Source organism: Anoxybacillus sp. FSL W8-0382, from assembly GCF_038003845.1.
Classification (GTDB): domain Bacteria; phylum Bacillota; class Bacilli; order Bacillales; family Anoxybacillaceae; genus Anoxybacillus; species Anoxybacillus flavithermus_G.
Map to the genome: position 1 here is coordinate 284555 of NZ_JBBOPX010000001.1, position 15831 is coordinate 300385.

Annotated in this window: 13 protein-coding genes, 1 tRNA gene and 1 pseudogene; 8 read left to right on the plus strand and 7 right to left on the minus strand. The window is 37.7% G+C overall.

Annotation, left to right across the window (positions count from 1 at the left end; genetic code table 11):
- Window positions 1–353: 353 nt before the first annotated feature.
- The 5 genes and pseudogenes from tnpC to NSS60_RS01585 form a co-directional block, all read left to right on the plus strand.
- Window positions 354–1802: an IS66 family transposase gene (tnpC, locus tag NSS60_RS01565; protein ID WP_340720593.1), complete on the plus strand. Its 1449-nt coding sequence runs from the start codon at window positions 354–356 to the stop codon at window positions 1800–1802.
- 105 nt (window positions 1803–1907) lie between these two features.
- Window positions 1908–2465, plus strand: a complete 558-nt coding sequence (locus tag NSS60_RS01570; RefSeq protein ID WP_088223601.1) for a hypothetical protein — start codon at window positions 1908–1910, stop codon at window positions 2463–2465.
- 791 nt (window positions 2466–3256) lie between these two features.
- Window positions 3257–4513: a group II intron reverse transcriptase/maturase gene (gene ltrA / locus NSS60_RS01575; RefSeq protein WP_088223603.1), complete on the plus strand. Its 1257-nt coding sequence runs from the start codon at window positions 3257–3259 to the stop codon at window positions 4511–4513.
- Between the two features lie 131 nt (window positions 4514–4644).
- The gene (locus NSS60_RS01580) at window positions 4645–4887 is read left to right on the plus strand and encodes a hypothetical protein (protein ID WP_088223604.1); all 243 of its coding nucleotides are present in this window, start codon (window positions 4645–4647) and stop codon (window positions 4885–4887) included.
- A 161-nt stretch (window positions 4888–5048) separates the two neighbouring features.
- Window positions 5049–6094: pseudogene (locus NSS60_RS01585) on the plus strand (transposase); the annotation flags it as partial.
- Window positions 6095–6136: 42 nt separating this feature from the next.
- Here NSS60_RS01585 and NSS60_RS01595 read toward each other — a convergent pair.
- Window positions 6137–7018 (minus strand): IS3 family transposase, encoded by an 882-nt coding sequence (locus NSS60_RS01595; protein ID WP_157667404.1) that lies wholly within the window; start codon window positions 7016–7018, stop codon window positions 6137–6139.
- Between the two features lie 37 nt (window positions 7019–7055).
- Window positions 7056–7319, minus strand: coding sequence for a transposase (locus NSS60_RS01600; RefSeq protein ID WP_222936946.1), 264 nt, complete (start codon window positions 7317–7319; stop codon window positions 7056–7058).
- 182 nt (window positions 7320–7501) lie between these two features.
- Between NSS60_RS01600 and NSS60_RS01605 the strand changes: the two genes are divergently transcribed.
- Together NSS60_RS01605 and NSS60_RS01610 are read left to right on the plus strand one after the other, a co-directional pair.
- Window positions 7502–7572, plus strand: a tRNA-Cys gene (locus NSS60_RS01605).
- A 94-nt stretch (window positions 7573–7666) separates the two neighbouring features.
- A complete protein-coding gene (locus tag NSS60_RS01610) occupies window positions 7667–8380 on the plus strand; it encodes a hypothetical protein (protein ID WP_088223605.1) in 714 nt (237 codons plus the stop codon).
- Window positions 8381–9840: 1460 nt separating this feature from the next.
- Here NSS60_RS01610 and NSS60_RS01615 read toward each other — a convergent pair.
- The 4 genes from NSS60_RS01615 to NSS60_RS01630 all read right to left on the minus strand — a co-directional run bounded on the left by NSS60_RS01615 (window position 9841) and on the right by NSS60_RS01630 (window position 13895).
- Entirely contained in the window at window positions 9841–10485 is a 645-nt protein-coding gene (locus tag NSS60_RS01615; RefSeq protein ID WP_088223606.1) for a hypothetical protein, read from the minus strand.
- Complete coding sequence (locus NSS60_RS01620) at window positions 10482–11345, minus strand: ABC transporter ATP-binding protein (protein ID WP_088223607.1); 864 nt, start codon at window positions 11343–11345, stop codon at window positions 10482–10484. The genes NSS60_RS01615 and NSS60_RS01620 overlap by 4 nt, the downstream gene beginning before the upstream one ends.
- Window positions 11326–13248, minus strand: coding sequence for a hypothetical protein (locus NSS60_RS01625; RefSeq protein WP_340720594.1), 1923 nt, complete (start codon window positions 13246–13248; stop codon window positions 11326–11328). The genes NSS60_RS01620 and NSS60_RS01625 overlap by 20 nt, the downstream gene beginning before the upstream one ends.
- A 254-nt stretch (window positions 13249–13502) precedes the next feature.
- Window positions 13503–13895 carry a hypothetical protein gene (locus tag NSS60_RS01630; RefSeq protein ID WP_088223609.1) on the minus strand — a complete coding sequence of 131 codons (393 nt, stop codon included), beginning with the start codon at window positions 13893–13895 and terminating at the stop codon, window positions 13503–13505.
- Window positions 13896–14132: 237 nt separating this feature from the next.
- Here NSS60_RS01630 and NSS60_RS01635 point away from each other — a divergent pair, with 237 nt between their 5' ends.
- Window positions 14133–14372 (plus strand): hypothetical protein, encoded by a 240-nt coding sequence (locus NSS60_RS01635; protein ID WP_088223610.1) that lies wholly within the window; start codon window positions 14133–14135, stop codon window positions 14370–14372.
- Window positions 14373–14617: 245 nt separating this feature from the next.
- Here the strand turns inward: NSS60_RS01635 and NSS60_RS01640 are convergent, their stop codons facing one another.
- Window positions 14618–15784, minus strand: coding sequence for an IS256 family transposase (locus tag NSS60_RS01640; protein WP_340720942.1), 1167 nt, complete (start codon window positions 15782–15784; stop codon window positions 14618–14620).
- Between the last annotated feature and the right edge of the window lie 47 nt (window positions 15785–15831).

Genomic DNA, 15831 nt, shown 5'->3' on the forward strand with positions numbered 1-15831 from the left:
TTTTTCGGGTCATCGGACAATCGAATTTCCAATTTCGATGATTTTTCACCTTGACATATTACTGCAGGACTTTTGATGTTTGGTTGCACTTTCATTTTAGGGAGTTCCTCATGCAAGGGCTATTTTTTATGCTTGTCTGATTTTATCTAGCACCACGGGTAAAAAATATACTTTGTGGTTGTTACATTCATAATTAATGTTTCTTTCTATATTGAGCAAATAACTAGGGGTATTCTTCAAATTTGCTCAGCAAATAAAATAAGTAACTATTCAGCCACATCATAAAGTGAGCTGAATATTTTCTTCTTTCCTTGTCTATGATGTGAATATTGATAGACAAGGAGGTGAATCGCATGTTGACGGTACAACAAGCTGTATTTACAGTTGAGAGCTTAATCGGCAAAGTTCAACAACAAAAACAGCTCATTCATCAACTCGTTCAAGAAAATGAACATTTGCGTCACGAAAACAAACAACTACGCAAAGAAAATGAACAACTGAAGTACCGTGTTCAAGAGCTGGAAGCACGCACGAAAAAAAACAGCTCCAATAGCCATTTGCCCCCATCTTCTGACCGTTTTGCCAACACACGTTCTTCTCGTCAACCATCTGGCAACAAGCCAGGCGGACAAGAAGGACATCAAGGAACGACGCTCCGTCAAGTGGAACATCCACATCATCGTGTCGTCCACCGTGTGCATACGTGTCAAGGATGTGGGGTTTCTTTGCGTGACGTCAAACCGTTCAAAGTCGATATCCGTCAAGTGTTTGATGTCCCTCCTGTGGCGATCGAGGTGACACAACATGAACGTGAAGTGAAATCGTGTCCGCATTGTCGATGCGTGCAACAAGCCGAATTCCCATCCCATGTCACGAATCATGTGCAATACGGTCCACGCCTTACTGCGCTCGTTGTTTATTTACATCATATCCAATTGATCCCGTACAAGCGTTTAAGTGATACAATCGAAGCGTTATATCAACACTCGATTAGTACAGGAACCCTTGCCAATATGGTGAAACGAGGACGCGAAGCGCTGGAATCAAATATGGACATCATCGAAGACGCCTTACTTGAATCCAACATCCTGCATGTCGATGAAACGAGTTTGCGCATCAATGGGAAACTCGCATGGGTGCATGTCGCGTGTACATCGAGATATACATACTTGGCTTCTCACGCTTCTCGTGGAAAGAAAGCAACGGATGAGATCGGGATTCTTCCACAATACAAAGGGACGATGATGCACGATGGGTTCGGTACGTATCCGAAATACACACATGCCACCCATGCCCTTTGTCATGCCCACCATTTGCGTGAGTTAAAAGGATTCATCGAACAAGGGCATACGTGGGCGATGCGCATGACCACGTTTCTGTTAGCCGCCAAGCAAGCCGTCGAAGCCCATCACGGTGCACTTTCCGAAGAAGAAGCGAGACGGTGGGAACGAGTGTATGATCGCATCCTAGAAAGAGCACAACATCGATTGGAAACGATGACACCTCTTCCGAAAAAAGCACTCGCTTTTGTTCGACGGCTTCAGAAACGAAAGGAAGAAGCGTTGCGTTTCTTACGTGAAGTACATGTTCCCTTTGACAACAACCAAGCCGAACGCGATCTTCGCATGGTTAAAGTCAAAGAGAACATTTCGGGTACGTTTCGCGAAGAAACATTCGCGCAGTCGTTTTGCATCGCAAGAAGCATCGTTTCCACACTGACGAAACACGAAAAAAACGTGTGGGATTCGTTATGTCTTCTGTTGACGGGTGACACGCTCGATCGTGTTCTTTCTACCACTTAGGGCATTTTCTATTACGGGGATGTCCTATTTGTGTTGCGCTTCTTTACATACTACTATCGGGATGAATAGTTACTAAAATAAATTATAGAAAGGGGTAAAATAGTAATGAAGAAAGGTTTTTTAGATGGGCGTATTATTACAGAAGCTAAAGAACAAAAAGAGTTGTTAGCGAGTTTAAAGGAAAAGCAAGATTTTGTCCTCATCGTCCAAGAGTTGCAAAAATATCAAGACTTCAATGTTGATAATTTAGTAGTATCTGTTGCTTTAGAAGGGGACCAAATTAATTTTGATGGAAAATTGACAAACGTTAAGGCTGTCACCTTCAAAAACCCTGAAAAAACTGTATCTATTTCTTATGTTAAAGTAGATGATTTTGAACAAGTTCACGAATCTTTCACGGGTAAAGTTGTACAAGAACAAATTTATAAAGGATTTAAAGCGAAGTTAGGAGAAGTTTTACCAACTTTCACTAAAGAATATAATGGTGAACTCGAAACAGAACCAAAACTTACGACTTCCCGAATAACCCTAATTACTCTCCGGGCAAAACAATTGGAGGTCAGGCTTTGGATTGGATTGATGGTAAATTATGCTTGGAAAATGAAGATGCCGGTAGAACTTACAGACACTGTGGTCCCGGTTGCGGAGATGGTATGTCACTAGGTGGTGGAACTCCAATTAATAGCATTGACAGTTGTTGCCGTGCTCATGACCGTTGTTGGCATAACTTTGGCGAAGGGGATAAATGTTGCGATAAAGAACTCGCTAATTGTATTGACCCATATCAAAATCAGGATTATTGGAGTTGGCTTCAAATTAACACTTACTTCGAACCACGCGGATGGTTATGTTAACGATTTAATTATTAAAAAGATGCTGAACTTTTCAGCATCTTTTTTTATTTTAGTGCGCCTGGCATGGGTGTAATCTATAGGGTGTAAGTCCTGAACTGTGAAGGCAGAAGTAACAGTTAGCTTAACGCAAGGGTGTCCGTGGTGACGCGGAATCTGAAGGAAGCGAGCGGCAAACTTCCGGTCTGAGGAACACGAACTTCATATAAGGCTAGGTATCATTGGATGAGTTTGCTAAACAAAACAAAGTCCTTTCTGCCAAAGGTGGTACAGAGTAAATGAAGCAGATAGATGGAAGGAAAGATTACATTCTTACCCGGGGAGGTCTGGCGGATATGTGAAGTACGCTTCATAACCTACTTAGTGATAAGTAGCTGAACCGTCAGAAGTCAGCAGAGGTCATAGTATTAGTTGGTTTAGAACTACTAAGAAGGACCGAACAATTAAGAGAGAATAGCCCTTGGCATTCAGTGAGTCATGATGAACACAGAAAACGTAGTACCTCACTTGAGGAAGGAAGCGGTGAATCCCGTGGGGGACCTCTTGGAGGGTGGAGTGACCACTGGCATAAAGAGAACAGCTATTCACGGAAGGAGAATAACGATGCTTTTGAATCAAATCCTGTCACGGGAGAACATGCTTCAAGCACTAAAACGTGTAGAACAGAATAAAGGAAGCCACGGAGTAGATATGATGCCCGTACAAAACCTACGACAGCACATAGTCGAAAACTGGCTATCTATTAAGGAGGCAATTCTCAAGGGAACTTATGAACCAATGCCAGTCCGCAGAGTCGAAATCCCGAAACCTGACGGCGGTGTTCGTTTACTAGGAATCCCTACCGTAACAGACCGTTTGATTCAACAAGCAATCGCCCAAGTACTTTCAAAAGTGTATGACCCTACATTCTCTGAAAACAGCTACGGATTTAGACCAAACCGAAGTGCCCATGATGCGGTGAGGAAAGCGAAAGAATATATAAGAGATGGACATCGATGGGTTGTAGATATGGACTTGGAGAAATTCTTTGATAAGGTCAACCATGACAGATTAATGGGTACACTCGCGAAGAGAATCCAAGATAAACCATTACTGAAATTGATTCGTAAGTATTTACAATCGGGAGTCATGATTAATGGTGTGGGGTCAAGCACATTAGAAGGAACTCCACAAGGAGGACCATTAAGTCCGCTACTATCTAACATTGTACTAGATGAACTAGATAAAGAATTGGAAAGAAGAGGACACAAATTCGTTCGATATGCGGATGACTGTAACATTTACGTGAAAAGTAAACGAGCAGGACTTCGCACAATGGCAAGTATCCAGCGATTTATTGAAGGAAAACTACGACTGAAAGTAAATGAAAAGAAATCAGCGGTCGACCGTCCATGGAAACGTAAGTTTCTAGGATTTAGCTTTACCTATCATAAAGAGCCAAAGGTTCGTATCGCAAAAGAAAGCCTTAAACGAATGAAGAATAAAGTTCGTGAAATCACATCACGCAAGATGCCCTACCCGATGGAATACCGCATTCAGAAACTGAATCAATATCTAATGGGATGGTGTGGATATTTTGCGTTAGCAGACACCAAATCTATATTCCTTGAATTAGATAAATGGATTCGTAGAAGACTTCGAATGTGCCTATGGAAGAACTGGAAGAAACCGAAAACAAAGATACGCAACCTTATTCAACTTGGCGTACCACAATGGCAAGCGTATGAATGGGGAAATACTCGGAAGAGTTATTGGCGTATTTCAAATAGTCCAATATTACACAGAACCCTTGGTAACTCCTATTGGAGAAACCAAGGGCTGAAAAGTCTTGAAGCTCGTTATGAAAACTTGCGTCAATGATCTTAATTGAACCGCCGTATACGGAACCGTACGTACGGTGGTGTGAGAGGACGGGAGTTAATCGCTCCCTCCTACTCGATTGTTATTATTAGTGTATATTGCATTAATAGTAATAAAAAGGAGGGCTGTTTTTGTTTAAGTATTTGTCATTGGTGTCATGGATTTTAAGTTTTTCCATGATTTTGTTTTCTAAAAATCCCAATGGATACCTTCTAATCTTTTTATGGATCGTGGGTGCAACTCTTGCTTTAATTGGTAAAAAGGCAAAAGAATCAGGATGGTTGGTTAAACTGGCATTTTGGCTAAATGTAGTGACAGTCACAGTATATGTTTTATGGGTATATATTGTGGGGTTAATCTGGAGTTCACCTTAATAGTACCTAAAACTCAAAAATTAAGCCATTATGTATGTAAACAGACAGATGAAATATTTTCATCTGTCTCAGACTGTTGAAAAACGATTTTGTCAAGGACAAAATCGTTTTTCTTTTGTTAATATGTTAAAGGAAAACTATGAAGAAGGAGGAGTAGAAGCATGTACCGTCCTTTCTCCAAGTCAGAATTGAAAAAGAACAGAAAAGCGTATGAAAAAATGTACGATAAACGTCATTTACTTGTTCAAATCGATAAAGTGATGGATTGGGATTACGTGTACTCCTTATTAAAACCGTTTTATTCAGAGGACAAAGGTCGTCCATCCCTTGATCCTTTGATGTTAGTAAAAATTTTGATCATTCAATATGTTGAAGGGTTTCGTTCTGTTCGTTTCACTTGTAAACAAATTGATCAACATCTCACGTATCGATGGTTTCTAGGTCTTTCTATGGACGATTCTGCCCCATGTCACTCCAGCGTTTCAAAATTTTTGCGCCATCGTGTTGATCAAAACGTATGGGAAACTTTATTTGAATATGTACTCTTACAGATTAAAAAAGAAGGCTTCTTATCCCCAGAAACATGGGCTGCAGATGAAACCGAGTTGAAAGCCAATGCGAACAAACGGAAACGCGTCAAAGTGGTTCGAAAAGTGGTAGAGAAGGAAGATGAGTACGTGTTACAGCTTGTAAACAAAAAGCGCTTACAACACGGCAAAAAACCTTTAGATCCAAAGTCACCAAAAGAGGTAGAGAAAGAAGTGATTTGCAGTACCACAGACCCGATGCAGGGCTATCCGTCAAACATGATCCTCGTGGATTATTCGCTTACCATGATCATTGGATTGTCGACACACTACACAATTTCATTCTCGATGCCTACGTCACATCGGCAAATGTGCCAGGACATCGTGTGCTCATTGAACGCATCGAGCGAGTCAAACAACGGGTCGGTTATACACCGGAAAATATCGTGTTAGATGCTGGCTGTTATAACGCACGTCTTGGGCGAGAACTCGAAGACAAAGGGATTCATGCCTATGTTTCTTATCGCCGATTTCATCGAAAAGAACATTCAACATGCCGTTCCAGTCAATTCCGTTTAGTGAAAGAAGACGTCTATGTTTGCCCTTGTGGAGTAAAATTTGTCTATTCCACATCTACTCGATCGGGGTATCATGAATATAAACCTGATGTCAAAGGTAGTTGAAGTGACCCCTGTCAAGTAGACAGGAATAAAAAAGCACATTTAAGCAGCCTGAGTCTTATATTCATAAGGACTCAGGTTGTTTAATTTCTTTTGGAAACGTTCGTGGTTATAAAAACGAATATACTTGTGCACGGCATCCTTCACCTCTTCGGCTGTGCGAAAAGAGTACAGATTGAAACACTCTGCCTTGAAATGGCTAAAAAAGTTTTCCATGCAGGCATTGTCTAAACAGTTTCCTTTTCTGGACATACTGGCCTTTATATTGTATCTTTTAAGTAAGTTGTTGTATTGGCGGGATGTATACTGGAACCCCTGATCGCTATGTAGGAGGAGTCCATTTACATTCCGTTTTTTTATGGCCTTTTTTAGTGTATCAAGCACCAGTTTGATGTCATTTCTCGAACTAATATGGTAGGCCACAATTTCATTATTGTATAGGTCTTTAATGGCGGACAAATAGAGTTTTTGCCCATTAAAAATCAAATATGTAATATCTGTCACCCATTTCTCGTTTGGCTTTGACGCGTGAAACTCCCTGTTTAGATGATTGTCCGAAATGACATAAGGCTCTTTCTTCCCGTAATAAGGCCGTTTCTTCCGAATCACCGCACAAATTCCCATCTCTCTCATCAACCTTTGTACTCGTTTATGGTTGATATTCAGTTTGTATTTTCTCTTAAGCCAGACTTTGACTCTCCGATACCCATAGATGCCTTTCAGTTCTTCATGGCACTCCTCGATTTTTTTCTTTAGATGCTCGTCTTCCAATTGCTTCTGAGAAGGGCGTTCCTGTCGTTTTACCCACTTGTAGTATCCACTTCGAGACACTCCTGCTATCTCACATAATTGTTGAATCGAACCATGACACCCAGCCGTTTCTTGAATGATTGCGAATTTCTTGTGAGCTGGTACGGCTTCCATTCGCCCCTTCACATCTTTAAAAGCTTTTTTAGCATCTCTACTTCCGCCTCAAGACGCTTGATTTTCGTTTCAGGATCTTCTGGACGAGTTCTCGGTCTTCCTTTGCTTGGTCCATTTGCCTTTGTTTTCCCTCTAGACTTTGTATTCCCTCCTGTTCATAGTATTTGACCCATCGACGTACCATGGAATGATCAATCCCTAATTCTTTAGCCACTGTTTTGTAGCCCATGCCCTCTTTCAAATATAAATCCACTGCTTTCTTTTTAAACTTTACATCATATGTTTTTCGTATTTTCCCCATAGAAAAATCCCCTCCATAGTAGACAGATTAATTGTCTTTCTTTTTTCTGTCTACTATAAGGGGATCATATCAGATTATCAGGACTGTCCTTTTTTGGTTTACGAAAAATAGTTCTTTTTATTTTTGAATGTGGTTGTATAAATCATACTTTGCCTTTCTTTATATATTGTCATGATCATTAGGGTGGTATAGCCAAGCGGTAAGGCAAAGGTCTGCAAAACCTTGATCCTCGGTTCGAATCCGAGTGCCACCTCTAACTTTCTCAAACGCGTTTGCTGAAAGTTGGTGTGAAAATGTAGCTACAATTTTCACCATAACCAGAACATTAATATGAAGGGGGAAAAATAATGCTTAATAATGTTGTTGTTTTAAGTGAAAAAGAGCAACAAGAATTGCTAAATAAAGCTCTAACAAGTAATGATTTTTTAAAATTGAAAGAAAAAATGGAATCTGTAAAAGCTGAGTCCACCCATAAATTAAGTATCGCTGAAGCATATAAGGGAGAAGTGCTGTATGAAAATACGGTAATTCCTTTTAGAACACTTATTTTAAATGGTGAAAATTTCCTTTCAAGAATCTATATTTTAGAATTTAATAATAACGGTGAGTATCTTGCATTATCCGGCGAAGTTGTAAACTCTGAACTAACAAACGTGCAAGGATTTGGGATTACAAATGGTGTAGAGGAAACACCATATACTATCCCATTTAATAACCAGTTAATGAACCAAACTAATATTTTGGAAGCGTTCAAGAAACAAGAGGTAGAAGCCAACGCTAACTGGGGAGATGGACAATTCTGTCTATCCACTATTTCGGCTGGTCGATATAATCACTGTGGTCCCGGTTGTGGGGATTATGGTCCGTTAGGTGGAGGAACAGCAATTAATGCCATTGATTCTTGTTGTCGTGCCCATGATCGTTGTTGGCATAACTTTGGTAAATGGGATCCGTGTTGCGACAAAGAAATTTGTGATTGTGTAAGACGTAATATGTCTGTTGATTACGTAGCATATGTAGAAATTTATGGGGTATTCCATCATACGGCTGCTAACTGCTAATTATTGGTGATAATTATAAGAGTTTTTGTACAAAAAGCTCTTTGCCCATTTTAAGGGCAAAGAGCTTTTTACTGTTTTGCACGTTTTAAGAAATTTAACTTTTCCCTAATTATACGTTGACAGACATTATGATGAAATTAAAAAAATGAGCATTATTTAGGAGAAGATATTTTTAAGAAACGTTCTGCAAGGTAATTTTGAATAAGTTGAGAACGTATTTGACTCGAAATCGTGAAATTATAAGATTGCATACCCATACATCTTTCGTTTGATGTTTTTTCAACCGATTAATTTGTCACTTTGCTGCGTAAGCGCCGAGCATTTTGATATTAATAAAACGGCTAGACAAAATAGAGGGAACGAGGGAGAAGTAAATCCAGTTTTTTCGTATTTAGCTATTAAGTCACATCGATAATACAAATAAAGAATGGAAGTATTGACATTGGTAATCTCTTGACGTAATCCCGTAAACCCATCCCTGCTTACTACTTGTACATGAGAATATGGTTTCATCCACACTCTAAGTGTTTCCGGCGGCCGTTTTGGCATGAGAGCAACAGATGATGACTACGGAAACACAAACTTCGCTCCTACATATGGCCTTTTCAAAAAGCAAAATCATCGACTTCGAGGAAAGGGAGACACCTCTACAAAAATAGGAATCTTATAAATCATAGACAGATAAATCGCCTGTGTAATCTTTTCAGCAGCTAAACAACTCGTGGAAAAGGAAATTTGACGTAAAGTGTGTTCTGTCTGAAGGGTACAGCGGCTGTGCTAAGTCAGTCATAATGTTCTATAAACACTTTAACGGAACAGGAAGGATCATCATAAAACCATTTTCTAGAAATGAGAAGAAGTGAAACAGGCCGGCCAGCGACAGGAAGAATTAATCACACGTGTATACCGATTATGTAAGAGTGGAAATTTAATGACAGGCAGAGCAGGGAGAAGTACCTTGGTTGTCGAAAACCATCGGATTTGAGAGTTATTATTAGACAGACTAGACTCAAACACCGATTGTCAACGAAACAAGGGTTTGATGGTAAGTCATTTAGACTCCAGAGAGTAAAATTAATGAGAAAAAAAGAGCAATCAAACTAGATCTTTATAAAAGCTATCTTCTTCAACAAATATAAGATGGTGCGGCGAATTGGGTTGTTTTCTTCGAGAAGCTTTAAATCGTAAACGATAAGATACACTGTTGTTTACTTTAAAGATATTCCTAGTACAGTATTGTTACAATAACATGCTTGCTGAAATGTTTACAAACAAAAGGGAAATTAGAAAGTGTTATAAAGTATTGAAAGATAATTTCCTTCAGAAAAACATGATCTTATTTCCTTACATTAAATGAATCCGTTTGTACATAGCTCGATCGAGTGGCCGCCAATCAAAAGATGAATCAAACGACAAAACTCCTACCTCAGAGTTAAAAAAAGGTAGGAGTTTTGTTTATATTATGTGTATTTTTTATATAAGTCGAACGATAATATGACTTGACCTAATGATAAAAAGAAAACAGATATTAAAATATTAGTAATTCCCTTAAAAGTTACATCTTCAATAGAAAATGGATTCGTAATAAAAGCCATAGCATGATACCAAGGCATCATTTTCCCATTTGTTAGATACTCCGTCACTACATAGATAGCGATAATTACAATTGGGGTTATAATATTTTTACAAATGGAGACTAACAAAAATCCAAATGTAGCAAATAACAAGCTCAGTGTTCCAAAATAAATAAGTAAAGGTACATAACGTTGTTCTTCAATTACAGAATGAACAATCCATAAACCACCTATTAGTAACAATAGATAAATAGATATAAAGGTTAATACGCGATATATTCCGTGATACCAGCTCGATAATGGATAACAGGGGATAAGTTCTTGTAATCCCCCTTCAAAGTATTCAAAATATAAATAAATGATCCACCAACATGCTAAGGGTGCAATCAAAAATTCTAGAGTGTTATAAATATATACAGGAAAACCATTATAAGTAATCAATTGATAAATCAATAACAAAAAGATAGCAGGGGGGAGAAAAAAAGACCATCCCATAGATTTTATTTCAAAAAGAATGTTTATCTTTTTCAATTGTGATCCCCCTTCATCATATAAAGATAGGCATCCTCCAATGTTGGAGTGGCAAGTTTAGCATCCTTTATGTCAACTTTCGATAACAATCTAACAATATAATGGTTCCCAGCTTCTTTTATTGAAATAATTTGTTCCTCTGGAATTAATGCTAATTCGTTATGTTGCAATTCTTTTTCCCAAATTAATCCATTGACTACTTTTAGAATTTCTTGCCTAGTGCCTTCAAAAAGGATGTTTCCTTTATTCATTATAGAAACATGATCACATATGGTTTCTAAATCTTCTACGATATGCGAAGAGATAATAATAGTTCGATTTGTTGCGATTTTCCTTAGTAAATTTCGAAATCTTACTCTTTCTTGAATATCTAATCCAGCAGTTGGTTCATCTACAATAAGGATTTTGGGATCACCTAATAGAGCTTGTGCTATTCCAACTCTTCTGATCATTCCCCCCGAGAGGTTTTTGATTTTTTCATTTCTTTGTTCATAAAGATTTACATTTTCTAATACACTATCAAGCTCTGACATCCTACGTTCTTTATTGGTAATCCCTTTTAAAACTGCAAAATGATTTAGCACTTCGTAAACTTTCATTGTTTTATATGCTGAAAAATACTGAGGGAGATATCCGATTAATGGTTTAACACTTTGGTCGTTTTCCCATGAAATATCTCCAAATGATATTGTTCCTTCTTCTAAAGGTATTAGTGTAGCTATTGTTTTCATTAATGTAGTTTTTCCAGCTCCGTTCGGTCCAAGAAGTCCATAAGTGCCTTTTATACTCAATGAAATATTATTTAATACAATTTTGTTTTTATATTTCTTTTTTACATTTCTAATTTCTAGTGTATCCATCTTGAACCTCCTTATCATAAAAATACTGTTTTGTTAGTTCTTTCAACGTGTTCCAATCTTGTCTTCCGTTCTCGATTAACTTGAACCATTCTCTACAAAAATTGTTCTTAGTTTCAATGTTTTCCTCATTCTTTACCCATTGAATAATGCTATTCTTTATTTTATCCTTTTCTGATTTCATGTAATATACATCAGGTAAAAATCCACCATCGTCTTCAATACCATGTTGCTGATTATAAACGTAAGCGTATACGGAATCGAATAGATTTAAATACTCAATATCATCTATTTGAATACCTTTGTATTTCCATGTAAGAGCAGGGACTAACATATAAGTATAATATGACTCGTTGTAAGGAAGGATAGTCGCATTATACTGTAATCCCGTTCCGTAAATTAAATGGTCGGATGCAAACCAAATATACTCTTCTGCAACGAAATCACTGATAGAAAGAATAGGGACAAAAATAATTAACTCTGGAAATCCTTTGTATTCGATATTAAAGTTGTTTGAAATATTTTTCATCATCTCATTAGTTCGTTCTTTAAACTCAGGATATTGGTACAAATTCTTCCCCCAAGTCATCGGTTGCACAAATTGTGCGCCACCGTTCTTCCTATTCATTTCCGCTATATTACCAACCACTACTGATAACCCAAAAGAAGATCTTCCATGCCACTTCTTATTTCCAATCTTTTTTATATTCGTATATAAAGGATTAGGCCCATCGTAGGTTAGGGCAATTTCGGCATCGTTGCCCCACTGATGATTATTTCTTATAAGACCAAGCCTCGTATATTGAAAAGCAGGTTCTATATTGTTTGATGGAAGCCACGGAAAGTAATAAGGTAAATATACTGCTCGTGAATTTGCGAAGAACAGCGGCGAACTCAATCCTTCATAAGAAATGGAAATCTGGCAACTTTGCTTAGGCCGTAATTCGCTTGGCAATTGAATGTTTAAAAGATCGTTTTTTTGTTCAAATGATAATTTTTTATGATTACTCGAAACGTCTATGACCTTAAAACCATGATACAAAGACAAGGATACATTGTTTAACGGTTGTTTATAATTGTTCACTAATGTAACAGTAGTATTGATCTCCACTAACCGTTTTATCTTCATATTAACGTCATACTTTGTAATAGCAATATCTGGATGCGGTTCAGAATACTCATGAGACAAAGTATGATAGTAAGTTTCATCAACGCGTTCTCTTGTCTCTGTCAGTAAAGAATTGCTAATATAGATTTGTCTGTCTAAAGTAAAGTAATAAATCAAAGCTCCTATACTCACTGAACACAATGCAAAATACATATAAAAACGTTTCTCTATATTACCTCGTTTTCTTATAAAATGAGTGAAAAGAAAAAGGAAACTGATAAGTAGCAGCATGAATAATTTTTTCATCCAATGATATACAGAAAGTTCAAATCCGTATAAATCGTTAAATAACGCCAAGGGGTTAGGTTCTCCAAGATTGATCCATGCTAGAAAATCAGAGAACAAAGATTTGGATGCAGCTGTACCAAAAAAATAAGAATTTGCCGGTCCAATTAGCGCCCAAACAAAAAGAATAAGAGGGTAAATAATTTTTCCTTTAAACCAAGATGCCAACAAAGCTCCTATTAGCATAGATAATAAGAAGGAAAGTCCCCAGTAAAGTACAATATAAAGAAACGCATCATAATAGAAAGAAAGAAAGGATATTCCTTTTCGGAAAAATAGAAATGCGTATATGGAAAATACAAATAAACAAACAAATAACGTAAAAACAGAAAAAAAGAGGAATTTCCCCATAAACTTATAGGAATTTCCTTTTGGGATCGATGAAAATATATCGTGTAAATGATTATTTTCTTCCAGTCTAATAAATAAAACTCCAAAAAAATAAAAAAGCAAGCATTCCCCCTTGTACTGCAAAACTCATTCTTACTAGTGCTTCTCCGGGAGAAAAGTTATATCCAGTAGAATAAAAATGGAAACCATAGTATACATAAGCAAGAAAACAAACTAATAAAACCCAAAAAAGAGGATTTCTCCGAAAAAGGATCCACATGACGTCCATGGAATTAAGAACCTTCATTTGGTACACCTCATTTCTAAATATGTAAAGCAATATGAGGCTTTACATCCTCATATTGCTTTATTCCCATTTAGTTATTTTCAATATACGTTAAAGCGTTCGTATAAGCTGCTCCGCTTTCACCAGACCATTTGGAACGAGGGTAATATTTTCCATTTGTAACAGATCTATTATATATCGAACCCTCTTCGTAATCCAATACTCTACGATCAAATACTTCTGGATCTAGCCCAACTACGTCACGTGAAACCATAGCATAGAAATCAATATGACTATTATTTTGGTAAGTAATCTCATCAAGGACCCCATCACCAACAGTAATGGTTGCCCCGGAAACATCTAAATGTGACCCATCGATTCTCGCAATAGAAGATGCAGCTAGAGCACTCGCACCTAATAACAAGGTTAGACCTAAAGATGAGACTGCTAAAGAGATTTTGTTCAATTTTTTTCTTTTTGACATATTCTTTTCCCTCCATTTATTTTGTTTTTATATGAATTAACAACAGCGATACTATCAAACATGTTTATTACTAAAACTTTGAATGATTATTATCGCTGTGTTAATTCATTTTAATAAAGAAACCTGTTTTTAAATATTCACAATCAATTTTTAGTTTTATTTTCATATATGGAAAAATATAATATAATCATCTTATTAAATAAATTGTTGAAGAAGAGGAGAAAGGGAGGAGTTTTTTTGAATGTAGTTCCATTATTGTTATTATTAAGTTCCTTTTTTTTATTTTTTGTTTTTCAAGGATTTGGTTTTTTTATTGTTATCCCAATTGCTGCAATAGGGTTAATTTGGGGGAAATTTTCTAAAAATCAATCAGAAGATGTTTTTATTAAAATTGGTATTTGGGGAAACACTATATGGCTCATCTTTCTAATATGTTGGTATTCATTCATCTTCTATAGTTGGTTTCAACAACCTTAAAAATATCATTTATTCAAGTGAAGACAAAACACAATATTTGCTTTTAATCAATGTCTATTTTGTAGAAGCTAAAGGTACCGTCAAGAATTTTGTGTAATGCAAGATGGATAGGGTATCTCTGAAATGGATTTTAGAATAGAGAGGGGGCTGTTTCCTCCACACAGGAGACTTAATATTCAGTCTCCTGTGTGGAAAGGGAGAATCCCCTTATCTCACTCATTATCTCACTCATTTACAATATATGGTTAATTGTAACGTTCTTCAAACATTCGCTGGGGGACTTCCTGCGCTTCGGCAAATCCTCGCAACTTTTGCCCCGCCCATTTCTCATTAAAATCTTGAATGGTTAAATACACGACTTTTTCCGCGGCTTCTAAACTGCTCAAACTGTTCATCAGCTTGAGACGTTTCCGAATTTCCTTGATCGTTCGTTCGATGGCATTGGTCGTGTAAATTACATTTCGAATACTGCTTGGATAATCCATAAATGTAAGGAGGACATCCAACTCATTTGCCCAAGATTGAACTTCTCTTGGATATTTGCTGGACCATTTCGACTCAAACTGTTGAAACATTTGTAACGCCATCTCCTTATTCGGCGCGCGATAAATCAGCTTGAAATCCTCGGCCACTTCGAATTGGTCTTTTTTCCGAACACAGCTGAGGGTGTTGCGGACTTTGTGCACGACACAGCACTGTACATCGGCTTTCGGATACACCGCCTTAAAGGCTTCCTCCAGCCCCGGAAGACCATCAAATACGCCTAAAAGCACTTCCTTGACTCCTCTTTTGTAGAGCTGTTGGAGAATCCCCCGCCATCCATAGGCGCTTTCTTGTCCTCCCACGAAAAAATCGAGAATTTCGCGATATCCTTCTTCATTTACTCCTAACACCACATAAATGACTTCTTTCTCTACCGTATCGCGGCGAAGTTTCACATACAAACCGTCCAAATATAAGACGGAATAACGCTTGTGCAGTGGACGGTTGCGCCATTTTTCGATGTCTTCCTTTACGACATCGGTAATATGGCTGATCGTCGTAGGAGAATAGGTACTTCCTAGAATTCGTTCGATCCACTTGCCAATTTCCCGTGTACTCATGCCGCTTTGATACATCTTGATGATGGCTTCTTCCAGCCAGCCGGTGTGTCGTTGGTAAGGGGCAAACAGTTGCGTTTGAAATTCTCCATTTCGGTCTCTTGGGACCAAAAGCCCTTCAATCCGGCCATATTGTGTATCTAGATTTCGTTGATAGTAGCCGTTTCTCATATTGGATGTGTCCGCTTGTTCGATTTCGAGGAAATTTTTAATTTCTTCCCGCATAATCAGCTCTAATTTTTCTTTCACAAACTGACGAATGGCATTTTCCAGTTGATTTGCCCAGTCGATATTCGATATACTCTTAGACATAGGTAGGGTTCTCCTTTCTCTGGAATGTTTTTCGTCCAATCAGAGAA

Bases quoted from the DNA above. Each gene is read 5' to 3' on its own strand.
- NSS60_RS01600 (WP_222936946.1), bottom strand. From the start codon at position 7,319: ATGGGGAAAATACGAAAAACATATGATGTAAAGTTTAAAAAGAAAGCA.
- NSS60_RS01610 (WP_088223605.1), top strand. From the start codon at position 7,667: ATGCTTAATAATGTTGTTGTTTTAAGTGAAAAAGAGCAACAAGAATTG.
- NSS60_RS01620 (WP_088223607.1), bottom strand. From the start codon at position 11,345: ATGGATACACTAGAAATTAGAAATGTAAAAAAGAAATATAAAAACAAA.
- ltrA (WP_088223603.1), top strand. From the start codon at position 3,257: ATGCTTTTGAATCAAATCCTGTCACGGGAGAACATGCTTCAAGCACTA.
- NSS60_RS01595 (WP_157667404.1), bottom strand. From the start codon at position 7,018: ATGGAAGCCGTACCAGCTCACAAGAAATTCGCAATCATTCAAGAAACG.
- NSS60_RS01570 (WP_088223601.1), top strand. From the start codon at position 1,908: ATGAAGAAAGGTTTTTTAGATGGGCGTATTATTACAGAAGCTAAAGAA.
- NSS60_RS01630 (WP_088223609.1), bottom strand. From the start codon at position 13,895: ATGTCAAAAAGAAAAAAATTGAACAAAATCTCTTTAGCAGTCTCATCT.
- tnpC (WP_340720593.1), top strand. From the start codon at position 354: ATGTTGACGGTACAACAAGCTGTATTTACAGTTGAGAGCTTAATCGGC.
- NSS60_RS01640 (WP_340720942.1), bottom strand. From the start codon at position 15,784: ATGTCTAAGAGTATATCGAATATCGACTGGGCAAATCAACTGGAAAAT.